General features: G+C 46.1%; 13 protein-coding genes. 5 read left to right on the forward strand and 8 right to left on the reverse strand.

All coding sequences use genetic code 11. The annotated features are described in order from the left end of the window. Positions 1-35: 35 nt before the first annotated feature. Positions 36-956 carry an ATP-binding cassette domain-containing protein gene (locus HWY38_RS03745; protein ID WP_101670742.1) on the forward strand — a complete coding sequence of 307 codons (921 nt, stop codon included), beginning with the start codon at positions 36-38 and terminating at the stop codon, positions 954-956. Continuing rightward, positions 953-1,906, forward strand: coding sequence for an ABC transporter permease (locus HWY38_RS03750; protein ID WP_007407660.1), 954 nt, complete (start codon positions 953-955; stop codon positions 1,904-1,906). Before HWY38_RS03745 ends, HWY38_RS03750 begins: the two co-directional genes overlap by 4 nt. Here HWY38_RS03750 and HWY38_RS03755 read toward each other — a convergent pair. The 6 genes from HWY38_RS03755 to HWY38_RS03780 form a co-directional block, all read right to left on the reverse strand. Continuing rightward, the gene (locus HWY38_RS03755; RefSeq protein ID WP_224181284.1) at positions 1,896-2,732 is read right to left on the reverse strand and encodes a hypothetical protein; all 837 of its coding nucleotides are present in this window, start codon (positions 2,730-2,732) and stop codon (positions 1,896-1,898) included. The two genes, HWY38_RS03750 and HWY38_RS03755, sit on opposite strands and share 11 nt — an antisense overlap. Then, a complete protein-coding gene (locus HWY38_RS03760; RefSeq protein ID WP_082998247.1) occupies positions 2,723-3,520 on the reverse strand; it encodes a hypothetical protein in 798 nt (265 codons plus the stop codon). The genes HWY38_RS03755 and HWY38_RS03760 overlap by 10 nt, the downstream gene beginning before the upstream one ends. Beyond that, positions 3,489-4,412: a DUF6895 family protein gene (locus HWY38_RS03765; protein ID WP_224181285.1), complete on the reverse strand. Its 924-nt coding sequence runs from the start codon at positions 4,410-4,412 to the stop codon at positions 3,489-3,491. The genes HWY38_RS03760 and HWY38_RS03765 overlap by 32 nt, the downstream gene beginning before the upstream one ends. 48 nt (positions 4,413-4,460) lie before the next feature. Then, a complete protein-coding gene (locus HWY38_RS03770) occupies positions 4,461-4,640 on the reverse strand; it encodes a hypothetical protein (RefSeq protein WP_003151018.1) in 180 nt (59 codons plus the stop codon). Between the two features lie 152 nt (positions 4,641-4,792). Next, complete coding sequence (locus HWY38_RS03775; protein WP_025853620.1) at positions 4,793-5,656, reverse strand: biotin/lipoate A/B protein ligase family protein; 864 nt, start codon at positions 5,654-5,656, stop codon at positions 4,793-4,795. Between the two features lie 46 nt (positions 5,657-5,702). Next, positions 5,703-6,602 carry a LysR family transcriptional regulator gene (locus HWY38_RS03780; RefSeq protein ID WP_007407666.1) on the reverse strand — a complete coding sequence of 300 codons (900 nt, stop codon included), beginning with the start codon at positions 6,600-6,602 and terminating at the stop codon, positions 5,703-5,705. Between the two features lie 115 nt (positions 6,603-6,717). Here HWY38_RS03780 and HWY38_RS03785 point away from each other — a divergent pair, with 115 nt between their 5' ends. After that, positions 6,718-7,695 carry a YeiH family protein gene (locus HWY38_RS03785; RefSeq protein ID WP_224181286.1) on the forward strand — a complete coding sequence of 326 codons (978 nt, stop codon included), beginning with the start codon at positions 6,718-6,720 and terminating at the stop codon, positions 7,693-7,695. 37 nt (positions 7,696-7,732) lie between these two features. Here the strand turns inward: HWY38_RS03785 and pta are convergent, their stop codons facing one another. After that, on the reverse strand, positions 7,733-8,704 hold the full coding sequence (gene pta, locus HWY38_RS03790) for a phosphate acetyltransferase (RefSeq protein ID WP_003151012.1): 972 nt from the start codon (positions 8,702-8,704) through the stop codon (positions 7,733-7,735). A 257-nt stretch (positions 8,705-8,961) separates the two neighbouring features. Here pta and hemQ point away from each other — a divergent pair, with 257 nt between their 5' ends. Next, positions 8,962-9,726, forward strand: a complete 765-nt coding sequence (gene hemQ / locus HWY38_RS03795; RefSeq protein ID WP_224181287.1) for a hydrogen peroxide-dependent heme synthase — start codon at positions 8,962-8,964, stop codon at positions 9,724-9,726. A 119-nt stretch (positions 9,727-9,845) separates the two neighbouring features. Beyond that, complete coding sequence (locus tag HWY38_RS03800; protein ID WP_044802448.1) at positions 9,846-10,625, forward strand: SDR family oxidoreductase; 780 nt, start codon at positions 9,846-9,848, stop codon at positions 10,623-10,625. A gap of 16 nt (positions 10,626-10,641) precedes the next feature. Here the strand turns inward: HWY38_RS03800 and HWY38_RS03805 are convergent, their stop codons facing one another. After that, complete coding sequence (locus tag HWY38_RS03805; RefSeq protein ID WP_224181288.1) at positions 10,642-11,841, reverse strand: pyridoxal phosphate-dependent aminotransferase; 1,200 nt, start codon at positions 11,839-11,841, stop codon at positions 10,642-10,644. Positions 11,842-11,844: the final 3 nt, after the last annotated feature.

An 11,844-nucleotide genomic window follows, 5' to 3' on the forward strand; every position in this document is an offset into this window, starting at 1 on the left:
TTTACCCTAAATCATAAGGAAGGTGTGCAAATATCATGACTGAACCAGCCCTGATATTAAAAGATGTCTCTAAAACAATCAATCATACCCCTATTGTACAGTCAATTTCTTTCGATGTGAGAAAAGGCGAGATATTCGGCCTTTTAGGGCCGAACGGCTCAGGAAAAACCACTATTTTCAGAATGATCGTACAGCTTATTAAAAAAACAGAAGGAGCCATTTCATTCAGAGGCAGACCGGACAGCGACTTTGAATATTTTATGAGACATATCGGGGTTATCATTGAAGGCCCGGATATGTATCCGAATATGACCGCTTTGCAAAACCTAAAATATTTTACTAAACTGCGCAGCACCTCGCTGCGGACGGATGAGCTTATGAATACCCTTGCAAAAGTCGGATTGGAGCAGGCTGCCCGCAAAAAAGTGAAACATTTCTCATTAGGTATGAAACAGCGCTTGGGGCTCGCTTATTCTCTTCTTCACAATCCCGGATTATTAATTCTGGATGAACCGATGAACGGCCTCGATCCTAAAGGAATGAAAGAATTGCGCACCATTCTTTCCGATTTAGCGAAGCAAGGGGTTTCTATTTTATTATCAAGCCATTTATTGTCGGAAATGGAGGAAATTTGCGATAGGGTTGCCTATATTAAAAAGGGACGGATTTTAGGAATTGAAGACATGAAGAACAGACATGACCTTGGTCAGAAAAAGCTGTTTACCGTCACGGTCGATCATCCGGCAAGGGCGAAAGAAATATTAGAACAGGAAGGTATTCTTCAAGTACAGCAAAAAGACAGCCGCATCATTGAATTGGAAGCGGAAGAAGATACCATCCCGTATGTCATTAAATCTTTGGCAGAGAAAGAGATTCTGATTTCCCGCGTTTCTGCAAGGACTTTGTCATTGGAAGAGAAATACATGATGATTACAGATCAGGAGGACGCGGTATGAGCATATTTCATCTGGCGCAGAACGAATTCATAAAAATAACCCGAAAAAAAGGCACACTTTTATCTCTTTTTTTCCTGTTTCTCATCGTTTTGCTGGCCGGCCTTATTATGAATCATGAGTTAGATGCTTCCTCGGATAACAATTGGAAAGAACGGCTTCTCGCCGAAAAAAAACAGGAAGAAATTGATAAACCGGCTGAAACGACAGGCGTTTATTATTCTGCTGATGTTAAGAATAAAGACTATTATTTGGAGCATAACATCAACCCTTATGAATGGAACGGCTGGAGGTTTTTCGGCACGGTTACTTCAAACGGGCTTGAGATTTTCGTCAGCTTGACCGCGATTTTAACCGTCAGCGGGGTTGTTTCTAAAGAGTTTGCCCTTGGGACGATTAAGTTTATCGCTACAAGCCCGAACCGAAGATGGCGGATTTTAACATCGAAATTTCTGGCGTCTCTTCTGTTTACCGGCATGGTTTACTTATTTTACTGTGTGAGCTGTTTGCTGATCGGCGGCGTGTTATTCGGTTTTTCCAATGCTTCATATCCGCTCGTCTATACTCATTTAAATGACAGTCTGTATACCATCAGTTCAATCAAAGCATCCGGAATCATTCTGCTTTTGCGTTTCATATCAATTATAAGTATTGTCACCATTGCGTTCACTTTGTCAGTATTGTGCAAAAGCCAGGCGCTCTCCCTTTGCTTATCCATTTTACTGCTGTTTGCCGGCAGTATATTGGGCGGAACTGATTTGCTTGCCCAATTTACATGGTACAAATTTACGCTCTTTCCGCATTTAAATCTCGTTGCTTATGTAAATAAAAGCGCGGGTGATGCGATTTCAACGTTAAACATCCCCTATTCCATGACGGTTATAGCGATCTACTTTCTTATTTGTTTATTGATTTCTTTTTCCGTCTTTCAAAAGAGAGACATTACAGCATAGACAGAGAGGCGGCGGCATAATGAGCGGACGGCAGGAAATACTGACGGTCCAGCAATTTGCCGCTGACCGCCCCTTGGTCCATCGCTAATGGATTCAAATAACCGAAGCTCCCGCTGCTTCGCTGCTGAAAGCGTAGAAATTCCCGCCCTTCCCGTATAAAAAGCGCCTCGTCGAATCGGAGAAATTTCATAATGGCTGTGTATTTTGCAACGGCGTCAATGTGATACTTTCTGCACTCGGCTAACATTAAACCTGAAAAAGCAAAGTCTGATGTTTTGTACCATTCCGTGAGAAAAGGCTGCAATTCTTTCATTTGCAAATAAGTGACGGCATAAAGGGCATCGGCCTGTTCTTCCTGGATGCCGCCCGGTGCCATGAGCAAATCGGCCTCACGTTTCATCCCGTTTTCTAAGAACACGATCAGTTCTTCCGGAGTCACCGCCCCAAAATAAGCCCCTAACACCATAAGGATCATAGAGGAAGGCTCTGATTTCAGTTCCTCTTGTAAACCGCGGACCATTTGTTCAAGTCCGTTATGAAAAAAGATGCTTTTTGCGGCATCTATCCTGCGGTACACATGATACGCATACGCGAACAGGACCGGATGGCATTCGTGCGTTTTTTCTCCAAAATAACGGTCTAAGAATAGAATGACTTCTTCTGTATCCTTTCTTTTTTCAAAGTGATGACATGCCGCTAAACCGCAAAACAGGTGCATGAGATCATCTGCTTCCATTTCTTCCGGCTGCAGCTGAATGTTCTTCCAAAAACCCAGCAGCCATTCTTCTGTTTTTTTTATATTAAAATGTTCCTTGACTATCTGCATGTTCCACACTCCAGATTCAGAATCTCAATCGCCGGCAGAAGAGCCGGAGCACAATGAATGGATGGATTCTCGTTATTTATATGATGAAGAGCCGCTTGACAGCCATAAAAAAATGGATCGATACACGATTGGATAAATAACATATTGCACAGCTGTTTCATTTTTCGGCTGCCGAGACAAAACACAAGCCATTTTTGAATGGAAGCCTTCAAGCCGGGATGAAGCAGATGCTCTCCCTGATCTAAATGAAGAAGACAGTACTCGACAAACTCCAGCTCGTTTTCAGCTGTTCTTTTCCATGCGTCATGGAGCAAAGGCTGAAACATCGAATTCTTGTAAAAGCGCACTTTTTCATGGTCAGTTGACATTCCCAGCTCGTTCAGCAAACCGGTGAATTCAGCGTATTTATAATAAGGCCATTCTTTTTTTATAAGATAGCCGTTTTGCAATCCGTGACGTATGACCTGATCATCCGAATCCATTCCCTGCTTCTTTTTATAAGCTTTTGCCGTTAAATAGATATGAATCAACTCATTGACAATGGCCGTGTTACAGTGAAACAGATCTTCCCAGCATGACTTATCAACGAAAGCGGAGGCAATCCTTTCAGTATGTTCTTTTACAGCGGAAGAATGGCTCGTCTTCCTGTAGTACTTGCAGAAGCCGGCAAACAGCTGAATGCTCTTTTGATCCGGAAGCGATTGTTCAGCAAAAGATAATAAAAATTGATCTGTCTCTTCAGCTAATCTATTCAAGTTAATCGTTCCTTTCTGCTCTAAGACAGGCATGCGCGGCACCCGCGGCGACAAGTGTTGTATGATAGCAATGTTTAAACACATCTTCTCTTCGCTGTTCACCTTTCAAACCGGGTTTATGTTGATAGGTGATGCTCGGGACATTCCCCTCTTTCATTCGGCCCTGATAGATTTTATTCCAGGCTGCTTCATAGAGCGGTTTATGGTTATCCTTATCCATGTCGATATGTAAAAAAGAGCTGCACATCAATAATTCACTGGTAATATCTAAATTCTCAAGACAGATATAGATCCCGAGAAATTTCAGAACCTTTTCTTTTAAGGACGGCAGATGATACTCTTTATCCGTAAGCGAAGAACATCCCATGTCTGTTATATAAAAAATCGTATGAGTGATACTGTACGCATCATGATCCGTCATATATGTATTTGGGACATCCTGACCAGCTGCTGTGTAGTGATATAAGTCAGAAAAATCCGTTATTTCCGAGGTTACGCCTGCTCTTTGCAGACTGTACTTCAGATCCATTTTCCGAAAGGGAACTTTAGCAAGGCTGCAATCAAAACGTGCTGCCGTGAATTTTTCCAGCTCCCATATCACCGAAGCCCGTGACGGATGATCAGTCAAGGTAAGAAATTCACCCGCAATAGCCAATCCGGCGAGACCGTCCGGATCAAAATGAATAAATTCTTCAAGCTGATCATTATGGAGCCTTTCTGTAATAAACTCCGTTAAAACAGCAACTTCCTTATCATCTGCCTGATTTCTGATCAGGTAATTGGTAAGAAAAATGAGTTCTATAAATGTTTTAAGGCGCCACCTGAAATCATTCGCTACTTTATGATTCATATCAAAATAATGGATATTTTTAACAATCCATGACAGTGCTCCCCGCTTAATTTCTCTTATATACTCTTGTGTCACACTCTCACCGCCTTGTCTCAGATGTGTAGGCTCCAAACAGTGATTATCCTACTTTTGAGCGGCTAAATCAGAGAAATTTAAATTCGGGTTTTGATTGTCTTCTTGGCTCGGCACTACAAGCACCCAGCCGCTCCAAGCGAAAGAATTGCCTGATTGTTCCGCATCTCCGGCTAACAAATGTGTCGGGATCGTGATTCTTTTTTCTTCTTTTATTTTTTTAAAGTTCATATCTCCATCTCCTTCAGTTTATAGAATTATTTGGAACCTACATAAATATATTAATCAAATAAGGTATATAATGTAAACTAGTTTTGATATAACGATTCTTTTTCACTATAACTAAATAGTATATAATTACCAAAAACAAAAAAAGCCCGGACTCAGTCCAAGCTTTCCTGCGTGCCGAACACCTTCTCATTCCGTTCCAGCATTCGGGTCAGATTTTTTTCAAATACCATTTCCTCTTCCGGCGATAATCCGGCTGCATACAGGCGTCCGCTGAGTTCCTTCAGTTCAGTCAAAAGCGCCAGCATTAAGTCCTGCACGGTAATGTCCGTTTGCAGCAATTCGCTTAATGAAGCCATCGTTTCGGGCCGGATATCGGGATATACGCCTTTTGTATCGTTGCTTTTGTCTTTTAAAGCGGCTTGATAGAAACGTCTGATCAGATCGGCGCGTTCGCTTCCGCTTTTATCTGCGCAGAGGTAAATCTGAACCGCGGTTCCGCCCCGCAGGCGTCTTTGTGAGATTCCCGCGAATTTTCGGCCGCCGATGCTGAGATCATAGCTGCCCGGACAGTACGATCCTTTAATTTCATATGCTTCAATTTCAGCATTGTGCGGACGCAGCATCCGCCGCACCAGCTCTGTCATCGCCTCGTAGCCTCTGTCGATGTCGATACCTTTTTTCTCGTCTTCAAAAATAAGCGAGATATTCAATACGCCTTCGTCCAGTACGACGGCGAGGCCTCCGGAATTGCGGACAATAACACGGTAGCCTTCGTCCTCCAGCAATTTCACGCCGTCCTCTAAAAACGGCAGGCGCGTGTCCTGAATGCCGAGCACGATCGTCCGGTGGTGCACCCAAGAGCGTGCCGTCGCAGGCGATTCCCCTTTGCCTACGGAGGCGCACAGCGTATCATCCATTGCGAATGACTGCTTCGCATCAAAATAAGGGCCGAGGCTGGATTGGTCTATGATTCTCCAGCTCGGCTGCATCAGTAAATCAATCGGTTGCTTTCCCATCTATATTAAATCCCTTTCGTCATAGGCTTTCCATGCATTTATTATATCACTCCGCTTGAGATGATTGAAATTGGCTTTTCAAAAGAGCGATGAAGATTTCTTTGTTTTTTGTGTTCTCCATAATGGAAGATTGGATGATAGACAGTTTCCGTTTTAAGGAGAATCCTTTTATCTCAAGCACGGAAATGCTGCCGTGAAGCAGATCCTTTTGCAGCACGCTTTTTGACAGAACGGAAAGACCCATTCCGCTGATCACGGCTTCTTTGACGCCCTGGTTGCTGCTGATCGTCATCATGGATTTCGGCCGCAGTCCGTTTGATTGAAGAACATGGTCTAAATATTCCCTCGTTCCCGACCCCTTCTCCCTCGTCACCCACGCTTGATTTTGCAATTCGGCAGCCGGGATGTTTTTTCTGCCGGCGAGCGGGTGTCCGTTCGGTGCGGCAATGCACAATTCATCCTCCATAAACGGCTGAATGTCGAGCTCATTTTTCCCCGTATGCCCTTCAATTAATCCGATATCGGCTTGAAGCATCCGAACCGCTTCGCTGACCTCCTCCGTGTTTCCGATCATGACGTCCAGGTTCAGCTCGGGATACTCGTTATGAAGCTTTGCGAGAAGCGGCGGCAGAATATATTCGCCGATGGTAAAGCTCGCGGCGATTTTGAGCTTCCCTTTGACATAATGATGATGGGCGTAAATTTCGGATTTCGCCTGTTCGTACAAAAAGACCATCTGCTTGGCGCGCTGATAGAGAATGTCCCCCGTCGGCGTAGTCGTAAAGTGCTTCGGAGAGCGGTTCAGCAAAGCGGTTTGAAATTCTTTCTCCAGGTTTTTAATGTGGAGGCTGACGCTCGGCTGAGAAATCATCAGCTTCTGCGCCGCCTTTGTAAAGTTTTTTTCTTCCACGACGGCAATGAATGTTTTCAGTTCCCCATAATACAAAAAGCATCGCCCCTAATCATTATTTTTCCTAATCGTTTAGATCATATAAATATATTTTACTAATGATTAAGACCGCAGTAAAGTGGAGTTATCAAGATAATGGGAAGTGACTGGGATGAAGATGGTAAAAGGTGTTTCAGTTACCGCAGGAATTGCGTTTGCGGCTTTCTATGTCAGCCGCCTGCCGTTTTTGCGAATGCTCGGAATGCTTGTCCTCGCAATGCTGATCGGCATGCTTTGGCGCGCCGTATTCGGACAGCGGGCGGCATTAGAGCCGGGGATCGCGTTCTCAAGCAAATACTTGCTGAAAGCAGGCATCATCCTGCTTGGTATGAGACTGAATCTGGCGGATATCTATCATGCGGGCTGGCACGTATTTGCAATTGCCGTCTGCTGTATGATGTTTGCGGGTGCCGTTGTATACGGACTGTCCCGGCTGTTCCGTATAGATCAGACACTCAGCACGCTGACAGCCTGCGGCACAGCGATCTGCGGAGCGGCTGCCATTGCGGCGATCGCGCCGCAGATCAGATCAAATGAAAATGCAGCCGCCATCAGCGCGGCCGCCGTTTCGTTATTAGGAACCATTTTTACTGTTGTATATTCTCTTGCTTATCATGGATTGGGCTTTTCTCCTGCGGCTTACGGAGCCTTTTGCGGGGCAACGCTTCACGAAGTGGCGCATGCGGCGGCGGCCGGCAGCGCCGGAGGAAAAGCAGCTGTCGAGATGGCGGTGATCGTCAAACTGACCCGGGTCGCGCTGCTCGTCCCGGCCGCATTCATGCTCGGAATGCGGGCGCGCCGCAGCGGAAAGTCAGAGACGGCTTCTGCCGCTTCGCTCCCCATCCCTTGGTTTATCTTCGGATTTCTCGGAATGAGCGCCATCCATACATCAGGCGTTATTTCAGCCTCGTTTTCCGCGTTTCTTGTTCAAGTGTCTTATGTTTTAATCGGCATGGCGATGGCGGGTCTCGGTTTGAAAGTCCATATATCGGCATTTCGTCATAACGGCTGGCGGGCGCTCGCAGCAGGCTTGATCGGTTCTCTCTGTTTGTCCCTGTTCGGCTGGGCCGCAGTGACGTTCTTTCTATAAAAAAATGCCGGCCCTCGTAAAGGCCGGCATTTGCGGATTACAGCGCTTGAGCAGCCGTAATTAACGCAAGATTGTAGACGTCTTCCGCATTACATCCTCTGGAAAGATCGTTTACAGGCATATTCAATCCTTGCAGAATCGGTCCGACCGCTTCGAAGCCGCCTAAGCGCTGAGCGATTTTGTAGCCGATGTTTCCTGCTTCAAGGCTTGGGAATACAAATACATTCGCGTCTCCTTTAATGTCGGAGTCCGGCGCTTTCTTCTCCGCGACAGACGGCACAAATGCAGCGTCGAATTGGAATTCGCCGTCAAGCGTAAGCTCAGGCGCTTTTTCCTTCGCAATTTTCACCGCTTCAGCCACTTTGTCCGTCTCGTCTGATTTCGCCGATCCTTTTGTAGAGAAGCTGAGCATGGCAACGCGCGGGTCAATGTCAAACATTTGAGCCGTATTGGCGCTTTCAATGGCGATTTCGGCAAGGTCCTGGCTGTCAGGAGCAATGTTGATCGCGCAATCAGCGAACACATACTGCTCGTCACCGCGGGCCATGATGAAGACGCCTGATGTTTTTTTCACGCCTTCTTTTGTTTTGATGATTTGCAGTGCAGGGCGCACCGTATCAGCAGTAGAATGTGCAGCTCCGCTGACAAGTCCGTCTGCGAGACCTTTGTACACAAGCATCGTGCCGAAATAGTTTTCGTCCAGCAAAGCTTTGCGGGCCTGTTCTTCCGTCGCTTTGCCTTTGCGGCGTTCTACGAAAGCCTGAACGAGTTCTTCCATGCCTTCATATGTATGCGGGTCAAAAATGTCCACGCCGTCAAGCGTAAGATTTAATTCTTTCGCTTTTGCTTGAATGTCTTCTTTATTGCCGACTACGATCGGCTTTAATACCTTATTGCCCGCCAAGTTGTTGACCGCAACCAGGATACGTTCGTCCAACCCTTCAGGAAATACGATTTTCACATCTTTTCCTGCGACTTTTTCTTGTACTTTTGTAAATAAATCTGCCACGATATACCCTCCTCTATGTTGACAAAAAACGCTTACTTTTACAGCATACTCTTCTTCCAGCTAAATTCAAATAACCAACTTCTATTATAGCGCTTTCAAAAAGAAATCTTATTTTTCTAACTAATTTAATTGACGGTTTGTTTCACGGCTTATTTTCTGACACAAGGCTTCGGATTATTCAAGGTTTCTCCACAGCCGAAACGGTTAAACTGTGATATAGTGAAGGCATCAATGAAAAGATATAGGAGTGAAGATACATGAGTGAGCAGCAAAAAACGAACGAAGCCGCCCAAACGCTTGACGGCTGGTACGCGCTTCACGATTTCCGCACAATGGACTGGACGTCATGGAAGATGTTATCCAGCGATGAGCGCCTGTCGATTATTCACGAATTTACGGGACTGCTTGAAAAATGGAGCGTCGCCCAAAAAGAAGGCAAAGGCTCGCAAACCATCTACAGCATCGTCGGACAGAAAGCTGATTTCATGCTGATGATTCTTCGCCCGACAATGGAAGAGCTGAACGAAATCGAGCTTGAATTTAACAAATCAAAGCTTGCTGAATTTACAATCCCGGCTTACTCTTACGTGTCCGTGGTTGAGCTGAGCAACTACCTCGCAAGCGGAGAAGGCGATCCGTATGAAAATCCGCATGTCCGCGCCCGCCTGTATCCTGAGCTGCCCGAAGCGAAATACGTCTGCTTCTATCCGATGGATAAAAGAAGAAGCGGCAATGACAACTGGTACATGCTTTCTATGGATGAACGCAGAAACCTGATGAGAAGCCACGGCTTGATCGGACGGAGCTATGCCGGCAAAGTCAAACAGATTATCACGGGATCTGTCGGTTTTGACGATTACGAATGGGGCGTCACGCTCTTCAGCGATGATGTGCTTCAGTTCAAAAAACTTGTTTACGAAATGCGCTTTGATGAAGTCAGCGCGCGCTACGGCGAATTCGGTTCATTTTTTGTCGGAAACCGCTTGTCCCTCGACACGCTTCCGAAGTTTTTGCACGTGTAACAACAACCCGCCTGTTCGGCGGGTTTTTTCTTTGTCAGAATTTAAATAAAATTTGCTATTTTTATCATTTTTTTTTACGATGTAAAGGAGATTCCATTTTGGTAAAGGGGTGCAGACAGTTGTCAAAACGAACCGCATTTATTATGGGAGCCAGTCAGGGGATCGGCAAAGCGATCGCTCTGAAACTGGCGGACAATGGCTTTCATACCGTCATTAATTCACGAGTTCCCGAAAATATCGAATCGGTAAAAGAAGAGATCCTCGCCAAACATCCGGATGCGGGCGTCACCGTTCTGGCCGGGGATATGTCGGACCAGAAGACAAGAGCCGGCATTTTTGAAGAGATCAGATCACAATGCGGACGGCTTGATGTATTGATCAACAACATTCCGGGCGGCTCGCCGGATACCTTTGAAAACTGTGATATAGAGGATATGACAAATACCTTTACGAATAAAACGATTGCCTATATCGACTCTATGAAAACGGCCGCAGCAATCATGAAACAGCACGAATTCGGCAGAATCATTAATATCGTCGGAAACCTATGGAAAGAACCCGGTGCCAATATGTTTACCAACAGCATGATGAACGCCGCTTTAATTAATGCCAGCAAAAACATCGCCATTCAGCTTGCGCCTTTTCACATTACTGTCAACTGTCTGAATCCCGGGTTTATCGCCACAGACCGTTATCACCAATTCGTGAAGAATGTCATGAAGCAAAACGGCATTTCTAAAGCGGAAGCGGAAGAACGGATTGCATCAGACGTCCCGATGAAGCGTGTCGGAACTGCGGAAGAAACCGCGGCGCTGGCTGCCTTTCTTGCCTCTGAAGAAGCCTCCTATATTACCGGACAGCAAGTGTCAGCCGACGGCGGCAGCATGAAAAGCATATAATAAAAACATCCCGCTCTCAGCGGGATGTTTCTTGTAATGAAGGAAAGGACAAACCGAGCTTTTGAATCCGCACCACAAATTCCCTCAAATCGCCCTGCTTGGCCACCATTGATATTCTGACATAACGCTTTCCGCCGCTGCCGAAAATCTCGCCGGGCGTCACGACAACATGGGCATGCTCCAGCAGATAGTCCGAAAACTGGTGTGAAGACTCGAATTCATTCGGAATTTCAGCCCAGACATAAAAAGTCCCTTTCGGTTTTTCAATGCTCCAGCCTAATTCCTTTTCACATAACGCCGTGAAAAAGTCAATCCGTTCTTTATATGTGCGCTTCAGACGCTCGGTATGCTCAGGATTTCCTGACAGCGCCGCCGCTGCCGCCTGCTGAAGACCGCCGAACATGCCGACGAAGACGTGATCCTGAAACTCATTGACCGCCTGAATGATTTTTTCATTCCCCACGGCAAATGCCATTCTCCAGCCTGCCATATTGAAGGTTTTCGAAAATGAATAAAGCTCCGCGCCGACCGTTTTCGCTTCTTTCGCCTGAAGAAAGCTGGCCGGGTTCTGATCAAATTCGTACGCGCCGTATGCAAAATCGTGAATAAGGTGGATGTCATGTTTTTTTGCAAACGCTGCCGCTTTTTCATAAAACGCCTGATCCGCAGTCGCCCCCGTCGGGTTATTCGGGTAATTCAAAAACATCAGCTTGGCTTTTTTCAGGACGGCGGGATCAATCCGCTCAAAATCCGGCAAATAGCCGTTTTCCGGATGAAGCGGCATCTCATGCAGCTCCGCTCTGGCCATTGTAATGCCCGATAAATACTCAGGGTAGCCGGGGTTCGGGACTAAGGCGATATCGCCGGGGTTCAGCAGGCATTGCGTCAAAACGTACAAACCAGCTTTCCCTCCGCCGAACAGCGCGACTTCTGTCTCCGGATTGACCGATACCCCGTACTCTCTCTCATAAAATTCCGCGATGGCTTCTTTCAGAAACGGATAGCCTCTGAACGGGCCGTATCCGTGATACGAAGGATTCAGCGCAGCCTCCCGCAATGTTTCAACGATATGCGGCGGTGTGGGGAGATCGGGATTCCCCTGCCCGAGGTTAATAATCTGGGCTCCCGTTTTCTCCAACTCTTTTACCTTTTGAAAAACGAGCGAAAATTCCTGTTTCGGAAGTGTCTTGATGACGTCGGACGGTATGATTTCCATCTG

The sequence above is a fragment of the Bacillus sp. KS1 genome (genome assembly GCF_020075515.1).
In the GTDB taxonomy this organism is placed as follows: Bacteria; Bacillota; Bacilli; order Bacillales; family Bacillaceae; genus Bacillus; species Bacillus velezensis.